The sequence below is a fragment of the Frigidibacter sp. ROC022 genome, from assembly GCF_024723735.1.
GTDB lineage: Bacteria > Pseudomonadota > Alphaproteobacteria > Rhodobacterales > Rhodobacteraceae > SLM-1.
Genome location: NZ_JANQDU010000002.1, coordinates 585962 through 608965, shown reverse-complemented (window position 1 = coordinate 608965; position 23004 = coordinate 585962). Strand labels below are relative to the sequence as shown.

23 protein-coding genes are annotated in these 23004 nt (G+C 66.0%); 8 read left to right on the top strand and 15 right to left on the bottom strand.

Features of this window, described 5'->3' with window-relative positions; translation table 11 throughout:
• Positions 1-5: 5 nt before the first annotated feature.
• The 15 genes from NUW50_RS09735 to denD all read right to left on the bottom strand — a co-directional run bounded on the left by NUW50_RS09735 (position 6) and on the right by denD (position 14528).
• Positions 6-1202: a hypothetical protein gene (locus tag NUW50_RS09735; RefSeq protein WP_258288906.1), complete on the bottom strand. Its 1197-nt coding sequence runs from the start codon at positions 1200-1202 to the stop codon at positions 6-8.
• On the bottom strand, positions 1199-2026 hold the full coding sequence (locus tag NUW50_RS09730; protein ID WP_258288905.1) for a carbohydrate ABC transporter permease: 828 nt from the start codon (positions 2024-2026) through the stop codon (positions 1199-1201). The genes NUW50_RS09735 and NUW50_RS09730 overlap by 4 nt, the downstream gene beginning before the upstream one ends.
• Positions 2023-2910, bottom strand: a complete 888-nt coding sequence (locus NUW50_RS09725; protein ID WP_258288904.1) for a carbohydrate ABC transporter permease — start codon at positions 2908-2910, stop codon at positions 2023-2025. Before NUW50_RS09725 ends, NUW50_RS09730 begins: the two co-directional genes overlap by 4 nt.
• Positions 2911-2973: 63 nt before the next feature.
• Positions 2974-4263 carry an ABC transporter substrate-binding protein gene (locus tag NUW50_RS09720; protein WP_258288903.1) on the bottom strand — a complete coding sequence of 430 codons (1290 nt, stop codon included), beginning with the start codon at positions 4261-4263 and terminating at the stop codon, positions 2974-2976.
• On the bottom strand, positions 4250-5542 hold the full coding sequence (locus NUW50_RS09715; protein ID WP_258288902.1) for a neutral/alkaline non-lysosomal ceramidase N-terminal domain-containing protein: 1293 nt from the start codon (positions 5540-5542) through the stop codon (positions 4250-4252). Before NUW50_RS09715 ends, NUW50_RS09720 begins: the two co-directional genes overlap by 14 nt.
• A complete protein-coding gene (locus NUW50_RS09710; RefSeq protein ID WP_258288901.1) occupies positions 5539-6693 on the bottom strand; it encodes an N-acetylglucosamine-6-phosphate deacetylase in 1155 nt (384 codons plus the stop codon). The genes NUW50_RS09715 and NUW50_RS09710 overlap by 4 nt, the downstream gene beginning before the upstream one ends.
• Positions 6690-7454: a sugar isomerase domain-containing protein gene (locus tag NUW50_RS09705; protein ID WP_258288900.1), complete on the bottom strand. Its 765-nt coding sequence runs from the start codon at positions 7452-7454 to the stop codon at positions 6690-6692. Before NUW50_RS09705 ends, NUW50_RS09710 begins: the two co-directional genes overlap by 4 nt.
• Entirely contained in the window at positions 7447-8223 is a 777-nt protein-coding gene (locus tag NUW50_RS09700; protein ID WP_258288899.1) for a glucosamine-6-phosphate deaminase, read from the bottom strand. Before NUW50_RS09700 ends, NUW50_RS09705 begins: the two co-directional genes overlap by 8 nt.
• Positions 8224-8298: 75 nt before the next feature.
• Positions 8299-9291, bottom strand: coding sequence for a LacI family DNA-binding transcriptional regulator (locus NUW50_RS09695; RefSeq protein WP_258288898.1), 993 nt, complete (start codon positions 9289-9291; stop codon positions 8299-8301).
• 163 nt (positions 9292-9454) lie between these two features.
• The gene (locus NUW50_RS09690) at positions 9455-9862 is read right to left on the bottom strand and encodes a RidA family protein (protein WP_258288897.1); all 408 of its coding nucleotides are present in this window, start codon (positions 9860-9862) and stop codon (positions 9455-9457) included.
• A gap of 5 nt (positions 9863-9867) precedes the next feature.
• Positions 9868-10656, bottom strand: a complete 789-nt coding sequence (locus tag NUW50_RS09685) for a hydroxypyruvate isomerase family protein (protein WP_258288896.1) — start codon at positions 10654-10656, stop codon at positions 9868-9870.
• A complete protein-coding gene (gene otnC, locus NUW50_RS09680; protein ID WP_258288895.1) occupies positions 10653-11312 on the bottom strand; it encodes a 3-oxo-tetronate 4-phosphate decarboxylase in 660 nt (219 codons plus the stop codon). The genes NUW50_RS09685 and otnC overlap by 4 nt, the downstream gene beginning before the upstream one ends.
• A complete protein-coding gene (otnK, locus tag NUW50_RS09675) occupies positions 11309-12586 on the bottom strand; it encodes a 3-oxo-tetronate kinase (RefSeq protein ID WP_258288894.1) in 1278 nt (425 codons plus the stop codon). The genes otnC and otnK overlap by 4 nt, the downstream gene beginning before the upstream one ends.
• Before the next feature lie 2 nt (positions 12587-12588).
• Entirely contained in the window at positions 12589-13533 is a 945-nt protein-coding gene (ltnD, locus tag NUW50_RS09670) for an L-threonate dehydrogenase (RefSeq protein WP_258288893.1), read from the bottom strand.
• Positions 13530-14528: a D-erythronate dehydrogenase gene (denD, locus tag NUW50_RS09665; protein ID WP_258288892.1), complete on the bottom strand. Its 999-nt coding sequence runs from the start codon at positions 14526-14528 to the stop codon at positions 13530-13532. Before denD ends, ltnD begins: the two co-directional genes overlap by 4 nt.
• Before the next feature lie 736 nt (positions 14529-15264).
• On the opposite strand from denD, the gene NUW50_RS09660 reads away from it, so the two are divergent.
• The 8 genes from NUW50_RS09660 (at position 15265) to NUW50_RS09625 (ending at position 22504) form a co-directional block, all read left to right on the top strand.
• On the top strand, positions 15265-16062 hold the full coding sequence (locus NUW50_RS09660) for a creatininase family protein (RefSeq protein WP_258288891.1): 798 nt from the start codon (positions 15265-15267) through the stop codon (positions 16060-16062).
• Positions 16063-16071: 9 nt separating this feature from the next.
• Complete coding sequence (locus NUW50_RS09655; protein WP_258288890.1) at positions 16072-16854, top strand: ABC transporter ATP-binding protein; 783 nt, start codon at positions 16072-16074, stop codon at positions 16852-16854.
• 11 nt (positions 16855-16865) lie between these two features.
• Positions 16866-17699, top strand: coding sequence for an ABC transporter permease (locus tag NUW50_RS09650; protein WP_258288889.1), 834 nt, complete (start codon positions 16866-16868; stop codon positions 17697-17699).
• A gap of 2 nt (positions 17700-17701) precedes the next feature.
• Positions 17702-18946: an amidohydrolase family protein gene (locus tag NUW50_RS09645; RefSeq protein WP_258288888.1), complete on the top strand. Its 1245-nt coding sequence runs from the start codon at positions 17702-17704 to the stop codon at positions 18944-18946.
• Positions 18943-20337 (top strand): FAD-binding oxidoreductase, encoded by a 1395-nt coding sequence (locus NUW50_RS09640; protein WP_258288887.1) that lies wholly within the window; start codon positions 18943-18945, stop codon positions 20335-20337. The genes NUW50_RS09645 and NUW50_RS09640 overlap by 4 nt, the downstream gene beginning before the upstream one ends.
• A 16-nt stretch (positions 20338-20353) precedes the next feature.
• Entirely contained in the window at positions 20354-21364 is a 1011-nt protein-coding gene (locus tag NUW50_RS09635) for an ABC transporter substrate-binding protein (RefSeq protein ID WP_258288886.1), read from the top strand.
• Between the two features lie 46 nt (positions 21365-21410).
• Positions 21411-22070 (top strand): TetR family transcriptional regulator C-terminal domain-containing protein, encoded by a 660-nt coding sequence (locus tag NUW50_RS09630; RefSeq protein ID WP_258288885.1) that lies wholly within the window; start codon positions 21411-21413, stop codon positions 22068-22070.
• Between the two features lie 113 nt (positions 22071-22183).
• Positions 22184-22504 carry a (2Fe-2S)-binding protein gene (locus NUW50_RS09625; RefSeq protein WP_258288884.1) on the top strand — a complete coding sequence of 107 codons (321 nt, stop codon included), beginning with the start codon at positions 22184-22186 and terminating at the stop codon, positions 22502-22504.
• The last annotated feature ends 500 nt before the right edge of the window (positions 22505-23004 follow it).

Below are 23004 nucleotides of genomic sequence, written 5' to 3'. Positions count from 1 at the left end.
GTTCCTCAGTCGGTTGGGCAGGCGACGGCCGCAGCCAGCAGTGACAGGCCGGTGTGATAGCCGGGGTCGAGATCGGGCGTGGCGGGGACGAAATCGACCGGACCTGCCTCGGTCAGTGTCTGGTAGGCATAGCCGGTGCCCGGCTGCCAGAAATTGTCGAAGAAGGCCTGCTCGGCCCTCTCGCCCCAGGTCGCCATCCGCTCATCGTCCCCCTGGCGCAGCGCAAGGGCGCAGGCACGGATCGCCTCGGGGAGTTTCCACCAGGGGTAGTATGGCAGCAACAGCTCCTTGGACTTCAGCGACAGCGACAGGGCGATGCCGGGGCCGCGCATCGCAAGCGCCAGCGATCTGTCGAGCACCGTCTTCAGCCGTCCGACCAGGTCGGGATCGGCGCCGCGCGGCAGATGATCGAAGGCAAAGCCGACGAATTCGATCCCGTGTCCGGCATTGAAGGCGTCGTCGCCGGGAATATTGCGCAAAACCCCCAATTCAGTGTCGAAATGATGGGTAAGCACATGGTCGATGAAACGGCTGGCCCAGGGCTCGGCCTCGGCGGACAACCCCGCGCGGGCCAGCATTCCGGCTGCGCCCAGGAGGATCATCCGGGGCCCGAAGTCGTCGGGTCCGGCCGCCGCGGCCGCCGGCGAGAGCGGCACCTTTTCGTCGATCTGGAACCGGCCCGATTCGATCGCCGCCACCACCCGGTGCAGATAGGCCAGATGTCCCGGCAATGCCGGCCGGTCGATCAGCGCCGCCGCCGCGACCAGCCCCTTGGCGACAAAGGCATCGGCGAAGGTGAAGACCTCCTCCGGCCGGGTCTGCGACACCACGCCGGTGCCTTCGGGACGGACCGGCTGCATGTACGCGTCGTAGAGGAAATAGGCGTGCCAGTCGGCCGAGATCTCGACCAGCCGGTGGTAGAGCGGCCGCATCCGCGCCAGCAGCCGCTCGGCAAAGGCCGGGTCGCTGTCCGCGTAGTGCCGGGCAAAGCTCGCCAGGGCTTCCAGCCCGCGGCCCTGAATCCAGCCATAGGTCCAGTCTGGGCCGCGCAGCCCGTCGGCGGCGCCGTAATCCGCCCCGGTGAGGGGATTGACCTTGGTGTCCAGGAAAGCCCCGGCCAGCGGCTGGCGGGCCAGAACCCAGTTCAGCGTCTCGCGGTTGGCCGCGTCAAAGCGGTCGGCGGAGTCGGCAGGCCAGCTCATTCCTTCATCCCCGTCGCGGCGACGCCCTGCACGAAGTTGCGCCGCAGAAGCACGAAGGCCAGGACCGAGGGCACCAGCACGCAGGCCGAGGCCGCGGACAATCGCCCCAGATCGACGGTATAGCCGGTCTGGAACAGGGCCAGCCCGACCTCGATCGTATAGGCCGAGCGCTTGGTTGCCACGATCATCGGCCAGGCAAAGGCGGTCCAGGCCTGAAAGAAGGCCAGCACCGCAAGCGCCGCAAGCGGCCCGCGCAGCAGCGGCAGGACGATATGCCAGAAGATCCACATCTCGCCGCCACCGTCGATCCGCGCCGCTTCGATCAGCTCGTCGGGGATCGAGGCCAGCACGTTCTGCCGGATCAGGAAGATCCCGAAGCTCATCACCAGATAGCCGACCAGCAGCCCGGGGACCGTGTTCAGCAGGCCCAGCTGCTTCACCTGGAAATACAGCGGGATCATGTAGACTTCGAAGGGCACGATGGCGGTGGCCAGGAACAGCGCGAAAACGATGTTGATGGTGCGGAACGGGAATTTGGCGACGATATAGCCGGCAATGCCCGAGGTCGCGACGATGGCCAGGGTGGACAGCAGCGCGAAGGCCAGCGAGTTGCCGATCCAGCTCAGCAGCGGCGTTTCGTTGAGCACCGAGGTCAGGTTGTCCAGGGTCGGATCGCGCGGGATCAGCGTCGGCGGCCAGCTGAGCATTTCCTCGGGGGTCTTGAAGGCATTGGCCACCAGCATGATCAGCGGGGTCAGCATCAGCAGGCCGAAGATGCCCAGCCCGAGGTCGATCAGCAGGTCGGTGCGGCGGCGGCGGTTCATCGGCCATTCCTCTCTCTGAGCAAGGCGAATTGCGCGCCGGTCAGGACCAGCACGATCACCAGCAGGATCACCGCCTCGGCCGCGGCATAGCCGACGCGGTAGTTGCGGAAGGAATTTTCGAGCATGTCGAGCACCAGCACCCGGACCAGCCGTCCCGGCGCGCCCTGCGCATCCGAGGCCAGGACGAAGGCCTGGGCATAGACGTTGAAGCCCGAGATCAGCGTGACGACCGAAACATAAAGCGTGATCGGCTTCAGCAGCGGCACCGAAAGGAAGCGGAAGCTCTGGATCCCGGAGGCGCCGTCCAGCCGCGCCGCCTCGTAGACCGAGGTCGGCAGGTTGCGGAACCCGACCAGGAAGATCAGCACCGCATAGCCGAGCGCCTGCCACGAGCACAGGATGATGACGCAGAGCACCGAGAGATAGGGATCGAACAGCCAGGATTGCGGCTCGCCGCCCAGCCGGGTGATCAGCGCATTCAGCGGCCCCAGCTTGGCGTCGAAAATCCATTTCCAGGCCATCGCGGCGGGCACCAGCGACACCACATGCGGAATGAAGACAGAGGTCTCGTAGAAGCCGGCAAAGCGCGAACGGGTGCGGTAGTGGATCAGCCCGGCCAGCACCATCGCGGAGGGAATGGTCAGCAACATCACCCCGAAGGCGATGATCGCGGTATTGCCAAGGGCCGTCAGGAACAGCCGGTCACCGAACAGTTCGATGAAATTGCTCAGCCCGACGAAGGGCTTGTTCTTCGACAGCAGGTTCCAGTCGTGCAGCGACAGATTCAGAGTCTGTACAATGGGATACAGCCGCACCCAGGCGAAGATCGCGAAGGTCGGCAGCAGCGCCATGACGGCGAAACGCCAGCGTCTGCGTCGCAGCATGAATGTCCTCCGGGTCGAAAGGGGGGCCGGCGGACCGGCCCCCGCGTTGCCTGTGGCCGGGGCCTATTCGCCCAGCAGCCCTTCACGTTCGAGGATCGCGTTGGTCTCGTCCTCGGCCCGTTGCAGCACCGCCATGATCTTGTCGTCATCGCCGGCAAGGGACGGATCGGCATAGGCCTCGCTCAGCGCGGCGGCCAGACGGGTCAGCACTTCCTCGATCGGACCGATCGACGGCAGGGTAAAGAACTTGTACCCTTCGGGATAGTCCACGAACGCCGCGAACTGCGGCACCGAGTCGGTGACCGACGAGTAATCCACACCGGACCGGTTCGGCAGCCAGCCGACATTGGCCAGCAGCCAGACCAGGTTGTCGGGCTCGTTGGTGGCCAGGACAAAGTCCCAGGCAGCGCGGATGTCGGCATCGTCGGCGTCACCGGCGACATAGAGGTTCCCCGGCAGGGCGATCGAGCCGACCGGCAGCGGCGCGGTGGCGTATTTGAGATCCGGCGCCTTGGCGGCGATATCGCCGATCACCCAGCTTTCACGGATGAACATCGCGGTCTGGCCACGCTCGAAGGCTTCCGCATCCGCCGGCATCTCGACGGTGACGGTCTTCTTGGTCTGCACCAGGTCGATATACTGGCGCAGCGCCTTCAGCCCGGCCTCGTTGGCATAGTCGGCCTTCCATTTGCCGTCCGCGGTCTGCTCCAGAACATTGCCGCCATACTGGAACATGTTGATCCAGAATTTCTCGGCGATGCCCTGACCGCCGCCCGACAGCCGCAGCGACCAGCCCGAGACGGTCGGATTGCCGTCGGCGTCGCGCTGCGTCAGCTTCTCGGCATATTCGGTGTATTCCTCCATGGTCTTCGGCGGCTCGGTCAGGCCGGCAGCCTCGAACATCTCGGTGTTGTAGAACAGTGCGCCCTGACCGCGGAACAGCGGCACGCCATAGACCTGGCCGTTGTTCGAGGCCGCATCGACGAAGAACGGACCGAAGTTGGCCGGGTCCTTGACGAAGTCCACCACATCCTGCGGCGGCACCGGCAGCAGGTCGTTTTCGACATAGCGGCTGGCGGTCGAGCCGGGCAGTTCGATGACCGTGGCGCCTTCCAGGCCCGAGGTGATGCCCAGGGCCACCCGCTTTTCATGTTCGCGCAGCGCGATCGGTTCGACATTGACCTTCAGATCGGGATATTTCGCGTTCATCCCTTCGGCCACATGCTCGTAGAACGGGCCCAGTTCGGGATAGCCGCTCCAGACCGTCACTTCCTGTGCGGCCGCCGGCAGCGCCAGCACCATCAGGCTCGCAGCGCCAAGAAGGCTGCCGCGGAGGTTTCTAGTGTAGTGCATCTTGATACTCCCCATTTCTTCTGGATTGGTCGAACGTCAGTTCTTCGGCAGCCCGTGCCACGGCCCGGGCCAGGGCCTCGGCGCTGCCCGGCGCGAAACCCGCCGGCAGCCCGTAGAAGCGATGTGCTTCCTCGACTTCGTAGCCGCCAAAGGCATATTCGGTGGCGGCCGGGATATAGCCGGGGTTGTCGTCGGCATATCCAAGGACAAACAGCGGCGCGGCGGTCTGGGTTCCGCGCAGATCCAGCGCCGTCCGGGCGAAGATCTCGCCCGGCATCGCCAGAAGCCGGGCACCGCCCCAGTCCAGCGCCGAGACCCGGGCGGGCAGCGGCGGCAAGGGCTCGGGCGGCAGGGCCCGGGCCCAGTCGGCCCAGATCCGCAGCAGATGGGCACGGACCGGATCGGCATCGGCTGCCTCGCGCTCCCATGCCGCCGCCAGTTCCAGGGGCGCGGTCTCCCGGCGCTCGAAATGCAATTCGGTCCGGGCTTCGGCGGCGGATACAGTGTCTGACAAGGGGTTCAGCGGGGCTTCCAGCGCCGCGGCGGCGATGGCTTTGCCGATCCGTTCCGCTTCGGCAAAGCTGCGGGCCGGGTTGGGACCGGGGCGCAGGGAGTCTGCCGCCGAATGGCCGGTGTTCACGTCGCCCGGACAGCCGGTGGCAAAGATCGCCACGGCGCCGGGCAGTGCGGTCTCGACCGCCTGGCGGACGAAATGCGGATAGTCCGCCGTCCACAGCAGGTTGTCGGCCCCCAGCACCACAGGGTGGCAGGCATAGCTGAGCAGCACCGCCAGGGGCGACCCGTCGGCACGGTCGAACCGCAACACCGGCACCCCGGTATCGACCGGCCCGTCCGGATGACGTCGGTTCCGCGCCACCCCGGGTTCGGCCCCGGTTCCGCCATTCAGCCGCACGGGCTGCCGGCTCTCTGCGGCGCGGGTGATGGCGGTGACAAGGCCCTCTTCCAGCCGGGCCAGGACCTCCGGCTCGGTGGGTAGCGAGAGCCGCCCCTCCATGCTTGCCGGGCCGCCGTGATTGTGCACCGCTGTGATTGTGACGTTTTCCGGACGCAGGCCGCATCGGGCGCGGACCCGGGCCGACAGTGCGGCATCGATGCCGATCACGTCCGCCACCGCCAGTGCCGTGTCACCAACCACCAGCGCCCGCACCGTCAGCGGATCATGGGTGCCCTTGGCTGGGTCTGTCCGGGCGCCGAAACCCGCCATCGCCAGGCCCGCCGGCGGCGTGACATCGACGCTGGCAACCCCGGCGGTGATCATGGCGCCACCCTTTCGCCTTCGATCACGACCTCGCGCAGGTCCAGCGTATCGTCGCCCGGCGACCAGTCGAAGCGGATCAGGTCTGCGCGCGCACCCGGTTGCAGGCAGGGCTCCAGCCAGGCCGCCGCCGCCGCATCGGCCGAGGCCATGGCCAGCGCCTGCGGCAGCGAGCAGCCGGCGCCGTTCACCGCCCGGGCCACACCGACCCGCAGCGAGTGGCCCGAACCGGCCAGGAAGTCGGTGCCGGCGAGGGAAACCTTGCCCTCTTCCGAGACATCCACCGCGCCGCCGACCGCGGTTTCGTAGCGCCCGGGAGGCATCCCGGCCAGCGCCACCGAATCCGAGATCAGCACCGCCCGGCCCGGCCCCTTGGCCCGGATCATGGCCCGGGCGGTGTCGAAGGGCAGGTGATGCCCGTCGCAGATCAGGCTGGCGGTCAGCCGATCCTCGGCCAGCTGGCTCCAGATCGGGTTCGGATGCCGCGGCAGGGTCGCGAAGATCCCGTTGCCCAGATGTGTGGACAGCGACGCCCCGGCCGCAACAGCCATTTCGATATCCGCCGGCGTCGCCGCCGAATGGCCGATCGCGACGCGAATCCCCATGGCCGTCGCGCCGCGGATCGCGGCTTCGGCCCCCGGCACTTCCGGCGCCAGGGTCACGATCCGCACCAATCCGCCGGCGGCTTCCTGCCAACGCCGGATTTCGGACAGATCGGCCGGGCGCACCTGGTCCACAGGATGTGCGCCGCGCGGCCCGTCCAGCGGGCTGAAGAACGGTCCTTCGACATGGATACCGGCAATCATCCGCCGCGCCAGCGGGTCTTCCGCCACCGCCCGGGCAATGGCGCCGATCCGTTGCAGCATCTCATCGGCCGAGGCGGTGATCACGGTAGGGAGGAACCGCGTCACCGCCTCGCCGGCCAAGCGGCGGCACAGGGCCACCACCGTCGCCACGGTCAGGACCCCGTCGTTGAGGTCCAGCCCGGCGTATCCATTGACCTGCAGATCGACCAGCCCGGCCGCCAGCCAGGGCAGATCGGGCGCCGGGTCGTAACTGGTCTCGACCCCGGCAATGCGCCCGTCGCGGACATGCACCACCAAGGTGCCGCCACTGACGGGATCGCGCCCGCGATATTCGACGTTCCGGCTCATAGGGCCCGCACCCGGTTGCGGAACCGGCCCAGGAAGCGGGCATTCGCCTCGTCCCCGCCCGGAGCATTGCCGCTGCGCCAGACCGGGGGCTCGATCCCCCGCGCCAGCAGTCCGGTCACGGTATGGATCACCAGCGAGTTCAGCGCGAAGGCATTGGCAAAGGTCGAGACCGCCGCGATGTCCTGGCTCATCCCCGGAAGGTCCAGCGCCGCGTCCCCGATCGGCACCTTGCTGTCGATCGCGACATCGACCAGATCGTGCAGGTTCTGCTTGCTCGGGTGCCGGGCCGGGTGGTCCGGGCTGGTGCCTTCGGCATGGGACCACGAGGACACCCCGATCAGGGCAACTCCGCGCGCCTTGGCCTCCAGCGCCGCGTCGATCAGCGCGGCATTGATGCCATAGGCGTTGACGAGGATCAGCAGGTCGTCCTTGCCCAGGTCCTGGTTGGCGATCACCACCTTGCCATAGGCCGGGGTGCGTTCGATCGCCATCGAGCGCAGCGCGCCGCTCGACAACAGCGTGCCCTCGTCGAGGATCGCCGCCATGTGCATCAGGCCGCCGGCGCGAAAGAACAGCTCCTGGCTGGCCAGATTGGAATGCCCGCCCGGGCCGTAGATATGAACCAGCCGGTCGGCGGCGATCTGATCGACCATCAACGCGGCGGCGCGGGCCAGATTCTCGGCTTCCTCGTCCTGAATCCGCTGCATCAGCGCGGTGCAGGTCGTCATGTAGTCGGCGGTCAGTTGAACGGGATCAAGCATCGGCGGCCTCGGCATCCAGATAGAGGGTTGCATTGGGGTGGCGTCGCAGGATCGTGGCCGGGCAGTCGCTGCCGACCGGACCCGAGAGCAGCCGTTTCACGGCGGCGGCCTTGGCCCTGCCCGGCACGGTGCAGACGATCTGCCGCGCTGCCATCAGGGCCGGTACGGTCAGGGTCACGGCGCGTCGCGGCACCTGGTCGAAGGAATCGAAGGCGCCATCGTCCACCTGTTGCTGGCGGCAGATGTCGTCCAGTTCGACCACCTTGACCCACGGCACGTCTTCGAAATCCGCAACCGGGGGATCGTTGAAGGCGATGTGCCCGTTCACCCCGATTCCCAGCAGCCCCAAGTCGATCGGCGCCTCGGTCAGCAGCGCCTGATACTCGGCACAGGCCCGCTCGGGTCCCAGATCGACCGGCATCCGGTGCACCGCGCCGAAGGGCAGCTTGCCGAACAGGTTGCGGTCGAGCCAGTTCGCAAAGCGCTGTGGCGCATCGGCGGGCAGGTCCAGATAGTCGTCGATGTGAAAGGCGGTGACCCGCGACCAGTCGATGCCGGATTCGGCGCGCAGGGCCTCCAGCATCTCGGCCTGGCTGGCGGCCGCGGCAAAACTGAGCCTTGCGCTGCCCTGGCGGGCCAGAATGTCCCGGATCGCACCGGCCGCCTTCGCCGCCGCGGCCCTGGCCATGCCGGAACGGTCCGGGTGGATTTCCACCGCCAGCTGTTCGGCGGTCAGATGGCGGACCCTGGGAGCCAAAGTTTCAGACATGATCTCATCCGCACAGTCTCGGTATGCGAATCATGCTGCCATGCAACCGGTTGCATGTCAATCGAGCGCGAAGGCTCAATTCGGCGGGGCGGTGGTGCGGCGCAGCACCAGGCTGGTGCCCAGTGATTGCCGTTCTGCGGGCTTCCCGGGTTCTTCCAGACGGTCGAGCAGCATCCGCATCGCCGCCTTTCCGGCCTCGGCGGCACGGTTCGAAATCGAGGTGAGCGCCGGATAGGTCACCGCCCCCAGCACGTCGTCGCAACCGATCAGAGAATAGTCCCGCGGCACTTCCCGATCATGCTCGGCCAGGCCCGAGAGAATCCCCTGCGCCAGAACATCGTCAAAGGCGATGGCGGCGGTGGTGCCCGAAGCGAGAATCGAATCGACCATCGCCAGACCGGCGTCAAAACTGGCATGTCCGGCCGACAGAAGGGTCAGATCGGCGCCCAGCTGTGCCGCGGCGGCCTCGGCGGCGCGGCGGCGCTGCTCGTTCGACCAGGACCGGGCCGATCCGCCGACATAGGCGATCCGCCGATGCCCGAGTTCGACCAGATGCGCCATCGCCTCGGCGACCCCGTCGGTGGCGTCGATCAGGATGCGCGGCACCCCGTCCAGATCGCGGTTGATCAGTACCAGCGGCGTCCTGGCGGCAAAGTCATGCACCTGTGCGTCATCGGCGCGCGACGACACGAGGATGGTCCCGGCCACCTGCGGAGCAAAGCGCAGCAGCATCTTGGATTCCTGGGCCGGGGATTCGTCGAAATTGCCTATGAAGACACAGAAGTCGGACAGATCGGCCTCGCGCTGGACCCCCAGGATCAGCGGCGGGATGAAGGGGTTGGTCAAGTCGGGGACCAGAAGCGCCACGTTGGCCGTGCGTCCGGTCGACAAGGCACGCGCGGTCTGGTTCGGCGTATAGCCCAGCTCTTCGGCGATCCGCAGGATGTGCCGGGTCGTCTCGGCCCGGATCTTGTCCGGTCGGGTAAAGGCCCGCGACACGGTCGAGCGATCGACCCCCGCCGCTTCAGCCACCTGGCTGATGGTTACCCGTCTGGACTTGCCATGCATCCGTCGGCCCCCCTTGGCCAATGCGACGCCATGTCACCTCAGCCGGCGCGTTAACGCAACCACCGATGCGGGGGGGAACTGCAATAGCCCCGGGCTGCCGCCGCCCGACGGGGCGAACGGGCCCGGAACAGATGTCATGGCAGAGCGGTCCCGAAGGCCGATTTCATCCGGCCTTTGCGGCCAGGACCTCGACCTCGACCTTGAACTCGGGGCGGGTGAAGCCCGAGACGATCATCAGGGTGGAGGCCGGTGCGGGCTGCGGAAACAGGCGGTCGCGGACCTCCATATAGGGCTGCATATGGGCCCGGTCGGTGACGAAGGCGTTGATGCGGACGACATTGCCAAGGTCCATCCCGGCGGCGGTCAGGATCGTGCGCACGTTCTCGAAACAGAGTTCGGCCTGTGCGGCGGCGTCCTCGGGCACATCGGCGTCGCGGCCGATGCCGAGCTGGCCGGAACAGAACACCATGTCCGATCCGGCGCGGACAACGACGCCGTGGCTGTAGGCCGCGAAGGGGGCCGGCATGGAGCCGGGCACCAGATGGGTCAGGGTCGGCGGCTGGTCGGTCATCTCGTTCACCTGTTGAATTCGGGGAGTTGGCGCCAGGCCGTCAGCCAGCCAAGGCCCTCGTCCGTACCTTGGCGCGGCTTGTATTCGGCGCCGAAGAAGCCGCCATAACCGGCCTCGGCCAGGGCGGGCAGCACCCGGGCATAGTCCACGTCGCCCTGATCGGGTTCGCCCCGGTCGGGCAGGGCGGCAAACTGGACATGGCCGATCATCTCGCGATGGGTGGCGAATTCGTCGAGGATCGACCTGCCGGAGCGCCCGACGTGGTAGCAGTCGAACATGATGCGGATATTGTCCTGGCCGGTTGCCTCGATGATGGCCGCGGCGGTTGCATTGTCGACCAGGAAATAGCCCGGAACGTCGTGGTGATTCAGCGGCTCCAGCAGGATCGTGATCGCCGCGTCCCGCGCCGCCTCGGCGGCATGGCGCAGATTGGCGATGAAAGTGTCGCGGGCAGCGGTGCCCTCGGCCTTGCCGGCCATGACGTGGAGACTGGATGCGCCGATCTCCCGCGCATAGGCCAGCGCCTGATCGATCGCCGCGCGGGCGGCCGCCTCCTGCCCCGGCAGGGCCGACAGACCGAACTGCCCACGCTCGACGTCGCCGCGAGAGGTGTTCAACCCGAGCACCGGCAACCCGCTGTCGTCCAGCGCCTGCCTGAGTTGCGCCGGCGCCACGGCATAGGGCCAGTGCAGCTCGACCGCGTCGAAACCGGCCCGGGCCGCGGCACGCACCGCCTCCGGCAGGGCAAGATCGGTCCAGAGGAAGCCGAGATTGGCCGAAAACGGTAGTGTCATGAGGTCTCGTCCCATTCGATGTTGAAGTGATCGACCAGGTCGCGGATCTGCCCGGGGTCGAGCATTCTTGGCCGCAGGCCGCGTGTGAGAAGGGCCAGCCGTGCGGTCTCTTCCAGCTCTTCCATCGCGTAGACCGCCGCCGAGAGGTCCCGGGCCGCGACGACCGGACCATGATTGGCGAGCAGCACGGCGCTGCGCTTGCCGGCCAGGCCGCGGATCGCCTGGCCGATCGCCGCGTCCCCGGGCCGGAAATAGGGCAACAGCTTCACCTTGCCGAGCCGCATGATCGAATAGGGCGTCAGCGGCGGCAGCACATTGTCGGGATCGGTTTCGGGCAGCATCGACAGCGCCACGGAATGTGTCGAATGCAGATGCACGACCGCCCCCGCGCTTTGGCCGCGGGTCTCGTAGAAGGCGGCATGGAGCGGCATTTCCTTGGTCGGCCTGTCGCCTTCGATCAGGCTGCCGTCGGTCCCGAGCAGCGCCAGCCGGGCCGGGTCGAGATGGCCGAAGGAACTGCCGGTCGGCGTCACCAGAAGCCGGCCGTCCGAGAGCCTGGCCGAGATGTTCCCCGAGGCGCCGCCGGTCAGGCCGCGATCGAATATCGACGCCGCCATGCGGCAGATCGACTCGCGCAGTTCGGTCTCTTCGCTCATGTTTCCCGCTCCCCCCGGCCCTGCGCCGTTCCCAGCATCCGCAACGCCTTGTCGAAGAAGTCCTCGGCACCGAAGTTCCCCGATTTCAGCGCCAGGCCGAGCTCCTGCCCGCCGACCCGCAGCATCGGCACGCCGGGGTCGATCTCGGGCCCGACCTCCAGCGCGCGGCAGGCCAGCCCCTGCACCACTGCGCCCGAGGTTTCGCCACCGGCCGAGACCAGACGCCGAACCCCGAGCCGCGGCGCCTCGGCCGCAACCCCGGCAAAGAAGGATTCGATCCGTTGCGCCAGCCGGTCCGGCCCGTGCTTTTCCTGGGCGCTTGCGACCACGGCCGGTTCCGCCGAGGAATAGATCAGCGGCGCCTCGTCCAGATGGTCGCGCAGCCAGTCGGCTGCCCTGGAAACGGTCATGTCCCCGTCCATCAGCGCATCCGCGGTGATCTCCAGCGCCGGATGGCTCTGACGGTAGAGCGCCACCTGGGCGCGGGTCGCGCGCGAGCACGAACCGGAAAGCACCACGCCCGGACCCCGCAGACCGTCCCATGTCACGCTGCGGTTGCCGATCAACCCCTTGCGGCGGAAGTTCTCCGGCAGGCCGAGCGCCACGCCGGAACCGCCGGTGATCAGCGGCAGATCGGCGGCGGCCGCGCCGATGGCGAGCAAGTCTTCGTCCTGGAGCGCATCGACGACCACCAGCCCATGCCCTTCGGCATGCTGCCGGTCCAGCGCTTCGGCGATGGCATCGGCGCCCTGCCGCACGGTGGGGAAGGAGACAAGGCCGACGGACAACCGCGTCTGATATTGCAGCCAGCGGCGGATGTCGGGATCGGTCATCGGGGTGAGCGGGTGGCGCTCCATCCCCGACTCGTTCAGCAGCCGGTCCCCGACGAAGAGATGCCCCTGATAGATCGTCCGCCCGACACCGGGAAAGGCCGGGCAGACGATCACCCGGCTGGCGTCCAATACCTTGGCCAGCGCCTCGGCGACCGGGCCGATATTGCCGGTCCGGGTCGAATCGAAGGTCGAGCAGTATTTGAAGAAGACCTGTTGGCAGCCCTGCCGTTGCAGCCAGTCCAGCGCCTGAAGCGATTGCGCGACCGCCTCCTCCACCGGCAGGCTGCGGGTCTTCAGGGCGACGACGCCGGCCTCGACATCGGGCTGCGCGTCCCGATCGGGAACCCCGCAATACTGGGTCGTCGCCATGCCGCCCTTGACCAGGGTATTGGCAAGATCGGAGGACCCGGTGAAATCGTCGCCGATACAGCCCAGAAGCATTGTCAGTCATCCTCGTAGCGTTTGGGGGGCAGGGTCAGGCCGGCGGCCTCGGCATAGAGCTTTATCACCGCCACGTCGCCCTCGCGGCCAAGACCCTTCGACGAAGCCTGCCTGAAACGGTCCTGCGCAGCCGCTGCGACCGGCAACTCCAATGCCGCGTTCCTGGCGGCATCGGTGACGATCCCCAGGTCCTTGACGAAGATGTCCACCGCGGAATGCGGCCGGTAGTCGCCGTCGGCGATATAGGGGCCGCGGTTCTCGAGCATCCAGGAGGTGCCGGCGCAATGCGGGATCACCTGCATGATCTGGTCGGCATCGATACCTTGCGACAGGCCGAAGGCAAAGGCTTCGGCGGTGGCGGCGATGTGGACACCGGCGAGAAGCTGGTTGATGCTTTTCATCGCCGATCCCGGCCCGGCCCGGTCGCCCAGCCGGAACACCGTCTCGGCCATCGCGCCCAGTGCCGCCTCGGCCCGCGCGAAGGCGTCCGGGTGGCCCGAGGCCATGACGCTGAGCTGACCCGAAGCGGCCCTCGCCGAGCCGCCGGAAATCGGGGCATCCAGATAGTGAATGCCCATGGCCACCAGACGGGACTCGAAGTTGATCGCCTGCTCCGCGTCGATCGTTGCGCAGCTGATGACGACCGATCCCGGCTTCAGCCGCGCCGCCAGTCCCTGATCGCCGAACAGCGCCTCTTCGGTCTGGGCGGCGTTCACCACCACCAGGATGACACCGTCGGCTTCGGCGCAGGCCTCGTCGAGGCTGCTTTCGCGCCCGGACTCGGCCCGGAACCGTTGCTGCGTTTCGGGATTGAGGTCAAAGCCATCGACCGCGAGGCCGGCCCGGAGCAGCGATTGCCCGATGCCGTAGCCCATGGCGCCAAGGCCGAGCAGCACGAAATGCCGTCCGGCTTCAGTGGGGGCGTTGCTCTGGAGGTCGGTGTTCATGCCGGGGTCTCCCTATCTGCTGCATGGTCTTCGATATGGGCCTCGATGATCGCGGCGAAGGACTTGTCGGCGGTGAAGCCGAGCTCTTCGGCGCGCCGCGCGTCAAAGGCTTTCGGCCAGGTCGAGATGATGGCGACGACGGCCGGGTCGATCTCGTGCCGGATCAACTCCACGGCCGAGTCGCCGGCGACGGCGCGCAGCGCCTCGATCTCGTCCGCGACGGTGGCCGAGACGCCCGGCATGGTCAGGTTGCGGCGTTCGTCCAGAAGCGCGCTGTCGACGGTCGCGGCATGGGCGATGAAGCCGACCGCGGCACGCGGACTGGCAAACCAGTGCCGCACCGAGGGGTCCACCGGCAGCACCGCCGGAAGTCCGGCCAAGGGCTCGCGCAGGATGCTGGAGAAGAACCCGGACGCCGCCGCATTGGGCTTGCCGGGGCGGATGCAGATGGTCGGCAGGCGGATTCCGATGCCGTCGAAATAGCCGCGCCGGCTGTAGTCGGCCAGCAGCAGCTCGCAGATTGCCTTCTGGGTTCCATAGCTCGAACGCGGGGTGAGGATGTGGTCGTCGTCGATGACATCGGGCAGCGGAGAACCGAAGACCGCCAGCGACGAGGTGAACACGATGCGCGGATGATAGCCGTCGCTCTCATGCGCCTTGCGGACGGCTTCGAACAGGTTTCGGGTGCCGTCGAGGTTGATCCGATAGCCTTTCTCGAAGTCACGTTCGGCCTCGCCCGAGACGATGGCCGCCAGGTGGAAGATCACGTCGGGCCGGGCGGCGACCAGGGCCTCGACCGTTTCGGGCCGCGCGATGTCGCCGGTCTTGACCCCAACCGATACGGCGCCGCCTTCGGGAATGGAGCCCGGCGCCACGACATCGAACAGTGTCAATCGGGAGACGGCCCGGTCGCCGAGCTTGCCGGTCCGGGCGAGCCGGGCCGCGAGCCCGGAGCCGAGCATGCCGGCGCCGCCGATGATGAGACAATGAACCATTTTCCTACCTGTTCAGAGAGCGTGTTTGAGGATGTTGCCGGACGACAAGAGCAGTCAGGCGGGGACCGGCGGGCTGCGCAGGGCCCCGGCCCCGGGCAGGTCCGGCAGCCGTGTCCGGGCACCTGTGGCACGAACCGGATCGCTCCCGCCACGCTTGAACCTATCGACAAGCATGGGCTTTCGCGTGTCCGTCCGGCAGGCGCAGACCCGGGTGCCATGGTGCGGCTCGCCGGCATGGCCCTCCTGGCGCAGTCTGAAAGGGGCCCGTGCGCCAGCCTGGTCCGCGCCAGCGATGATACATCTGTCGCTCATGTCTCCTCCAGCCTGCATGTTCTGTGCCGCCGTTCGGGTCCTGGCGGCCCGGAACTCCGCCTCCCAGAGCGATCCCGGCCGCCGCGACGGCCCCGTCGACTCGTGCGGCTCTGCCCCTATCGCATGCCCGAAAAGAAATTTGAACAATTAGTTTGACCGATTGGTTTGATTACATGATAGTGCGATCGAACACCGGGTCACACCGCGTGTTCGGGAGGAATTGCATCAGGATAGAGTTGCCACGTGGGTGCGCGAACGACCATGTGAGAGTGTGTGCGGCTGTCGAGGTCCATGTTCCGGTTCCGGGGCGTGACACGACGGCACTTCATTGAATTGTCAGTTGCCGTGCCGAGGCACAGCCCCGCGAGTGATCTCGTGCGGAGGCACGTCGCGGCCCGTGAATCGAGAGGGAGGGGCTGAGGCCTTGAAGAGATACTGGTCCGACTACACGAGCGAAGCGTTTTCCCGACTGGACCGCGAACAGATCGTCGCGGTTCTTCCCGTCGGCGCCACCGAGCAGCACGGGCCGCACCTGCCCCTGGCGGTCGATGCGGCGATCGTCAACGGCATGGTCGAAGCGGTCATCGCGAAGCTCCCGGCCTCGAGCAAGACCCTGTTCCTTCCGACCCAGGCCATCGGCAAGAGCAACGAGCACAGCCGCTATCCCGGGACGCTGACCTTCTCGGCGCAGACGCTGATCTCGATGTGGTGCGAGATCGGCGCCTGCGTCGCGGCCAGCGGCGTCAGAAAGCTTGTCCTGCTCAACAGCCACGGCGGCCAGATCAGCACCATGGACATCGTCGCCCGTGAACTGCGGGTCCGGCACAACATGATGGTGTTCTGCGTCAACTGGTTCGGCCTCGGCCTGCCGTCGGGTCTCTACAGCGATCACGAGATGCAGCACGGCATCCATGCCGGCGACATGGAGACCTCGGTGATGCTTCACCTGCATCCCGAACTGGTCGACATGGACAAGGCGCAGGACTTCGGCACCCTGACCGAGACCTTCGCGCGCGACTTCACCCATATCTCGCTGTCGGGCGCGAAACCCGGCTGGCAGATCCAGGACATGAACCCGCAGGGTGCGGCCGGAAATGCGGCGGCGGCGACGGCCGACAAGGGCCACCAGACCGTGGAATATGCCGCCGACCGGCTGGTCGAACTGCTGGCCGAGGTCGAACATGCGCCGCTCTCCTGGCTCGACAACCCGACGGCTTGGTGAGGTGACGGCATGAGCACTGCAACGGCACCGACGTTGATCAACATAGACAATGTCTCCAAGCAATACGGCTCCGGCCTGATCGCGGTTCGCGACATGTCGCTGAAGATCGAACAGGGCCAGTTCGTGAGCTTCCTCGGCCCCTCGGGCTGCGGCAAGAGCACGGCCCTGCGGATGATCGCCGGGCTGACCTCGGTCTCGACCGGCCAGATCCGGTTCGGTGGCGAGGACCACGGACCGCAGGACATCGGCTTTGTCTTTCAGGAGCCGACCCTGATGCCCTGGGCGACTGTCTTCAACAATGTCTACCTGCCGCTGCGCCTGGCCGGGGTTTCACGCAAGAAGGCGGAACCACGGGTCGAGGACGCGCTGGCCCAGGTCGGGCTGAGCAAGTTCGCCAAATCCTATCCGCGCGAGCTGTCCGGGGGCATGAAGATGCGGGTCTCCATTGCCCGGGCGCTGGTCACGCGGTCGCGTCTGCTGCTGATGGACGAGCCCTTTGCCGCCCTCGACGAAATGACCCGCTTCAAGCTCAACAACGACGTCCTGCGGTTGTGGCAGGAGTACAACCTGACGGTGATCTTCGTCACCCACAGCGTCTATGAATCCGTCTACCTGTCGAACCGGGTGGTGGTGATGGCGGCGCGGCCGGGACGGGTCGTCTCGGACATCGAGATTCAGGCGCCCTATCCGCGCGCCGAGAATTTCCGCAACACGCCCGAATACGCCAATTACTGCGCGGTGGTGTCCGATGCGCTCAACGAGACGCTCGACACCGGCGACATCAACCATTGAAGGCCAGATCCATGACCACGGAGACCCCGGTTCTGAATTCCGACCAGCAGCGGCACGCCCGCGTCGATCGTGCCATGCGAATCGTCCTTCCGGTCCTGACCATCGTCGTCGCGCTCGGGATCTGGGAGGGGCTGGTGCGCTATTATCAGGTTCCCAAATACCTGATCCCGGCCCCGTCGGTGATTGCCGAGACGCTTGTGAAGGACGGTCCCTCGCTGATGGGGTCGATGTGGTTCACCATCAAGCTGACGCTGCTGTCGCTGTTCTTCGCGACGGTGGGCGGCATCATTCTCGGCTCGATCTTCGCCCTGTCCCGCACCGTCGAGATGTGCTTCTTCCCCTTTGCGGTGATCCTGCAGGTGACCCCGGTCGTGGCCATCGCGCCGCTGATCCTGATCTATGTGCGCGACACGTTCTCGGCGCTGCTGATCTGTGCCTGGATCGTCGCCTTCTTCCCGATCCTGTCGAGCACCGTGATCGGGCTGCGCAGCGCCGACCACAACCTGCGCGACCTGTTCACGCTCTATCGAGCCACGCCGCTGCAACGCCTGCGCTACCTGCTGGCCCCCAGTGCGCTGCCGTATTTCATGGCCGCCCTGAAGATCGCCGGCGGGCTGGCCCTGATCGGTGCGGTGGTGGCCGAGTTCGTGGCCGGCACGGCGGGCCAGAGCACCGGCCTGGCCTCGCGGATCCTGGAATCGAGCTTCCGCAACGAGATCCCCCGGATGTTCGCCGCCCTGTTCCTGGTGTCGGTGGTGGGGATCGCCATCTTCCTGGCCACCAGCTGGCTGTCGCGTGCCGTTCTCGGAAACTGGCACGAGAGCGAAGTCCGTCGGGAGAACTGAGCATGTCGAGGGGACATGCACCGGCGCCCGGGCGGACCGCTGCCGGCGCCACCGGCACGCGACTGACCGGCGTGGCGATGCCGGGCCGGCCGGGGCATTTTGATCTTGTCGCCGAAGACGACAGGATCGTGAGCCTGACGCCGTCCACGGAGAGCCGGGGCGGCGTGGTGACGCCGCTGTTCACGGACGTGCATGTGCATCTGGACAAGACCTACACGATCTCGCGTATCGGCGGCGCCGGGCAAGCCCGGGTCGAAAGCCTGTTCGACGCGATCGCGCTGATGGAGCAGGACCGGCCACGCTGGACGGCCGCAGATATCAGGGCCCGCGCCAACCGCGCGCTCGAGAACGCCTATCGCCTGGGCGTCGGCGCGATGCGGACCCATGTCGACTGGATCGCCCCCGAGGTGCCCGAGGCCTGGCCGGTGCTGGTGGCGCTGCGCGAGGAATGGAAGGGCCGGGTCGAGCTTCAGATCGCGGCGCTGGTACGGGGCGACCTGGTGCCCTCGGCTGCCGGCGATATTGCCGCCAGGGTCCGGCAGGACGGCGGCGTCCTGGGCGCCTTCTTCTATCGCGACGAGGGGCTGGCAGAGAAGGTCGAGACGATGTTCGCGCTGGCGCGGCAGCACGATCTGGACCTCGATTTCCATGTCGATGAGGGTCTCGACCCCGAGGCGAACGGTTTCGAGCTGATCGTCGCGGCCACGGCCCGGCATGGCTATCGCGACCGGGTGCTGTGCGGCCATGCCTGTTCGCTGGCGGTCCGGACCGCGGAGGAACTCGACCGCATTCTCGCGGCGGCGGCAGAGGCGGGCGTGGCGCTGGTCGCTCTGCCGACCTCCAATCTCTACCTGCAGGACCGCGGCGAAGGTGTCTCTCCGCGCCGGCGCGGCATCGCCCCGATCAAGGAGGCGCGCCGGGCCGGGATCGCGACGATGCTGGGCAGCGACAATGTCGGAGACGCCTTCTATCCCTATGGTGACTACGACCCCCTGTCGATCCTGCGCCTGGCCGCGACGGCGTGCCAGATCGCGCCGGAGGACTGGATCGACAGCATCACCAGCCTGCCGGGCCGTCTTTGTTCCGGCAACCTTTCAGGACTGCTCGCCGAGGGCGGCCCCGCCGACTTCATCTGGCACGCCGCCGAGGATCTGGGCGAGTTGATCAGCCGCCCGAGGGCCGAGCGCATCGTCTACCGGGGCGGCCGGCCGCTGCCCGCAAATCACTTCGACTGGAGAAACGCATGAGCACGCTGACAAAGCCTGCGCACGACTACGACTGGACATCTTTCCGCGCCGCGATCGACGGCATCCAGATCTATGACGATCCGAAACAGGTCGCGCTGCGGTCGCGCGACTATTTCTGGTACAGCCCGATCCTGAACGAGGACATCGGGCACTATGTCGGGGATTTGGTGGTGGTCCCCAAGGATCAGGACGAGGTGCGCCGCATTGCCGCCGCCGCCGCCCGGTTGCGGATCCCGATCACCGTGCGTGGCGGGGGGACCGGGAACTATGGCCAATGCGTGCCGCTGGAAGGCGGCATCATGCTGGACATGACCAAGGTCAACCGGGTTCTCGAAATCGGACAGGGCCGGGTGCGGGTCGAGGCAGGCGCCAGGATCGCGAAACTTGACGATGCGGTGCGCGAGACAGGGCAGGAACTGCTGATGTACCCGTCGACGCGCCGGATCGCGACGATCGGCGGCTTCTTCACCGGCGGCTCGGGCGGTATCGGCTCGCTCCGGCACGGCATGCTGCGCGATGACGGCAACATCTATTCGGTCAAGGTGATGACCGTCGAGCGCGAACCCCGGATCATCGAGCTGCATGGCCCCGAGATTCAGAAGGTCCAGCACGCCTATGGGACCAACGGAATCGTCATGGAGCTGGAGATCGGGCTGACCAAGGCCACCGACTGGATTCACACCGCGGGTCTGTTCGAAAGCTACGATGCCACGCTGCGCTTCTGCCTGAAGGCGCTGGAAGACAAGCTGGACTGCTATCTTCTGACCACGGTCGATCGGCGCTTTGCGCGGTTCTACACCAAGTTCGGCGACCTGTTCCCCTCGGACCGGGACGCCGTCTTTGCCATGGTCGCGCCCGGGGATATGGACCGTTTCAAGGCGCTGGTCGCGGAATTCGGCGGCCGCGTCTCCTTTGCGATGACCAAGGAAGAGCTGCGCGAGAACGGCCTTCAGCCGGCCTATGAATGCGGCTGGAACCACACCACCCTTCAGGCACTGAAAGCCGAGAGCGGCTGGAGCTATCTTCAGGTGGCCTATCCACGGCCCTTCGATCCCGAGATCGTGCAGCGCCAGATGGAGCGCTATGGCGACGAGATGTACATGCACCACGAGATGGCGCAGCTCGAGGGAGAGGTTCAGATCTTCGGCCTGCCGCTGGTGCGTTATCGCGACCGCGACGAAACCTATCGAGTCATTCGCGAGATCGAGCAGCTTGACGGCTGCGCCATCTACGACCCGCACGCCTACACGATCGAGGACGGCGGGATGAAGCAGATCGACACCATGCAGATCGACTTCAAGAAGCAAGCGGATCCCTACGGTCTTCTCAATCCGGGGAAGACGCGGGGTTGGACGGCCGAGATGGTCGTCGAGGACGGAAGCCAGATTTAACGGGAGGACTTCACTCATGAAGAACGCGCTCAAGGCGGCAATCGCCGGCCTTTCACTCGCCTTGTCGGCCCAGTGCAGCTATGCGCTGGACAAGATCGTCGTCGGAACCAACTGGCTTGCCCAGGCGGGTCATGGCGGCTTCTACCAGGCCCTGGCCGATGGCACCTACGAGAAATACGGGCTCGACGTCACGATCGAGATGGGCGGCCCGCAGGTCAACAACCGGCCGATGCTGGCCGCCGGACGGCTCGACTTCCTGCTGACCGGGAACCTGCTGCTGTCGTTCCACAATGTCGCCAACGACATTCCCACGATCGTCGTTGCCGCCTTCTATCAGAAGGACCCGCAGGCGCTTATCGCGCACAAGGGCGTCTACAAGACATTCGAGGATCTGACCAAGGCGCCGTCGGTGCTGATCGCCAAGGACGCGCAATACAGTTTCTGGCCCTGGCTGGTCAACGAATTCGGTTTCCGGGACGAGCAGGTGCGCCCCTATGGCTATAACATGGCCCAGTTCCTGAACGACGAGAAAATGGTGCAGCAGGCCTATGCCACGGCCGAGCCGCTCTATGCCGAAAAGGAAGGCGTTGCCGTCGATACCTTCCTCCTGGCCGACCACGGTTACTCGACCTATGCCAATACCATCGAGGCCCGGCAGGAAATGGTGGAAAACGACCCCGAGCTGGTTCAGCGCTTCGTGGATGCCACGATCATCGGCTGGAACAATTTCCTCTATGGCGATCACAGCAAGGCCTATGAGATTATCCTGAAGGACAATCCGGACATGTCCAGGGAAACGCTGGATAATGAGCGGGCCAAGATCAAGGAATTGGGATTGGTCGATAGCGGCGATACCTTGGAAAAGGGAATTGGCGCGATTTCGATGGATCGGGTCAAGGAATTCTACAAGCTGGCCGTCGATTCGGGTGTGGTGGAAGACGACAGCCTGGACCTGTCGAAAGTCGCCACCGATGCCTTCGTCAACAAAGGCGTAGGTCTCGACGTCAAAAAGACCTATAACCCGTAAACCCGCGAACAAGTGAGGGGCGGCGCTGGCCGTCAACGAACGATCTATGAGTTCTGACAAGGCAGACATCCGGAACGATGGCAAATCGACGGCGCGCGGCAAGGTGCTCGAACGCCGTCGGCGCATCCTCGCAGCCATCCGGGATGCCGCGATTGACGAGTTTGCCAGCAAGGGTCTGGTCGGCGCCTCGACGCAAGCCATCGCGCAGCGCGCCGGCCTAACCAAGCCGCAACTTCACTATTACATCTCCAGCAAGGAGGAGCTGTACGAGGATATTCTCGTCTACATTCTGGACGAATGGAAAGAGATATTCATCAGCTCCTCCGCCGGGGATACGCCCGAGCAGATCATTCGCGCCTATATTCACAAAAAGCTGGAATATGGAAAAAGAAACCCGAAGGCATCGCGGCTGTTTACCGCCGAAATAACCAATGGCGCGCCATTTCTTTCCCGGCACCTGGCGCAATACCAGGCCTCGACGCAGGAAGCCGTCGCGCTGATTCGCTCCTGGGTGGATCAGGAATTGATCCGGCCCGTCGATCCCCTGTTGTTCCAGATGCATATCTGGGCGGTGACGCAGCATTACGCCGATTTCGAAGTTCAGATCAAAAGCTTCATGCAGATTGGCGAGAATGAGGAATTCGACATGGATCATGTCGAGGAAGAAGTCGTCACGCTGTTTCTCCGGGCCTGCGGACTGAAATAGGCCCTTTCCCAGAATTGCGCCGAACCCGGCCCCGGAAATCGCGCCGAGGCAGGCCCTCCCTGCGGCCGTGCCCCGCTGCCGACTCAATGACACTGAAACCGAAAGGTCCCCGAATGGCCCGTATCACCTTCATCACCAGCGACGAACGCCGCTTCGAGGTCGACGCCGAGAACGGCGCGAGCGTCATGGAGTCCGCCGTCCGCGCCGGTGTCCCCGGCATCGAAGCCGAATGCGGCGGCGCCTGCTCCTGCGCCACCTGCCATGTCTATGTCGAGCCGGAATTCGCCGAAGTGGTCGGGGAGGCCGGCCCGATGGAAGCGGACATGCTGGAATTCGCCTGGGAACCGGCACCGAACTCGCGCCTGTCGTGCCAGTTGACGGTCAGCGACTCGCTGGACGGTCTGGTCCTGCGGGTCCCCAGGGAGCAGGGTTGATCACCGGGCCGGCCCCTCCGAAGCGACGTCGGCCGGACGGTCCGCCACCGGACGACCTTCGGCGCGCCGGGCAACGATCAGCTCTCGACTATGGACGGTAAGACGGGCACCTTGATGCGGGTTGTTCATCCTTCGGGGTCCTCGGCTGTGGTTTGGCGATTGCAGCCTACCCCCGATCCGGGTGAACAACCTACTGAGAGTTCACACCTAGAGGGCATCCGGGGGCATCGCGATTCAGTCTCTCCGAAGACACCCCCAATCTGGGGGTATCGTACCGGATCAGGCTGCACAGCATCGGACAACCCGGCATCGCTGAAACCCTTATAACACAGGGCTTTCTGGATGTCTTAGGATATCTCTGGAGGGGAAAGTGGTGCCGCTGAAGTGCATTGTACTACGCTACATATGAGTTTCAATGCATGTCATCTAAAAGCAGACCAACACCCAAGCTATCGTTTTTGTTGCCTCAATGAGGATCAGCCGATATCAACAGATTGATA

Coding starts and splice junctions, on each gene's coding strand:
- NUW50_RS09695 (WP_258288898.1), bottom strand. CDS start 9,291: ATGCATGGCAAGTCCAGACGGGTAACCATCAGCCAGGTGGCTGAAGCG.
- NUW50_RS09650 (WP_258288889.1), top strand. CDS start 16,866: ATGACCACGGAGACCCCGGTTCTGAATTCCGACCAGCAGCGGCACGCC.
- ltnD (WP_258288893.1), bottom strand. CDS start 13,533: ATGAACACCGACCTCCAGAGCAACGCCCCCACTGAAGCCGGACGGCAT.
- NUW50_RS09700 (WP_258288899.1), bottom strand. CDS start 8,223: ATGTCTGAAACTTTGGCTCCCAGGGTCCGCCATCTGACCGCCGAACAG.
- NUW50_RS09710 (WP_258288901.1), bottom strand. CDS start 6,693: ATGAGCCGGAACGTCGAATATCGCGGGCGCGATCCCGTCAGTGGCGGC.
- NUW50_RS09640 (WP_258288887.1), top strand. CDS start 18,943: ATGAGCACGCTGACAAAGCCTGCGCACGACTACGACTGGACATCTTTC.
- NUW50_RS09635 (WP_258288886.1), top strand. CDS start 20,354: ATGAAGAACGCGCTCAAGGCGGCAATCGCCGGCCTTTCACTCGCCTTG.
- NUW50_RS09645 (WP_258288888.1), top strand. CDS start 17,702: ATGTCGAGGGGACATGCACCGGCGCCCGGGCGGACCGCTGCCGGCGCC.
- NUW50_RS09690 (WP_258288897.1), bottom strand. CDS start 9,862: ATGACCGACCAGCCGCCGACCCTGACCCATCTGGTGCCCGGCTCCATG.
- NUW50_RS09725 (WP_258288904.1), bottom strand. CDS start 2,910: ATGCTGCGACGCAGACGCTGGCGTTTCGCCGTCATGGCGCTGCTGCCG.
- NUW50_RS09685 (WP_258288896.1), bottom strand. CDS start 10,656: ATGACACTACCGTTTTCGGCCAATCTCGGCTTCCTCTGGACCGATCTT.
- NUW50_RS09715 (WP_258288902.1), bottom strand. CDS start 5,542: ATGATCACCGCCGGGGTTGCCAGCGTCGATGTCACGCCGCCGGCGGGC.
- NUW50_RS09720 (WP_258288903.1), bottom strand. CDS start 4,263: ATGCACTACACTAGAAACCTCCGCGGCAGCCTTCTTGGCGCTGCGAGC.
- NUW50_RS09730 (WP_258288905.1), bottom strand. CDS start 2,026: ATGAACCGCCGCCGCCGCACCGACCTGCTGATCGACCTCGGGCTGGGC.
- otnC (WP_258288895.1), bottom strand. CDS start 11,312: ATGAGCGAAGAGACCGAACTGCGCGAGTCGATCTGCCGCATGGCGGCG.
- NUW50_RS09735 (WP_258288906.1), bottom strand. CDS start 1,202: ATGAGCTGGCCTGCCGACTCCGCCGACCGCTTTGACGCGGCCAACCGC.
- NUW50_RS09655 (WP_258288890.1), top strand. CDS start 16,072: ATGAGCACTGCAACGGCACCGACGTTGATCAACATAGACAATGTCTCC.
- NUW50_RS09705 (WP_258288900.1), bottom strand. CDS start 7,454: ATGCTTGATCCCGTTCAACTGACCGCCGACTACATGACGACCTGCACC.
- otnK (WP_258288894.1), bottom strand. CDS start 12,586: ATGCTTCTGGGCTGTATCGGCGACGATTTCACCGGGTCCTCCGATCTT.
- denD (WP_258288892.1), bottom strand. CDS start 14,528: ATGGTTCATTGTCTCATCATCGGCGGCGCCGGCATGCTCGGCTCCGGG.
- NUW50_RS09630 (WP_258288885.1), top strand. CDS start 21,411: ATGAGTTCTGACAAGGCAGACATCCGGAACGATGGCAAATCGACGGCG.
- NUW50_RS09625 (WP_258288884.1), top strand. CDS start 22,184: ATGGCCCGTATCACCTTCATCACCAGCGACGAACGCCGCTTCGAGGTC.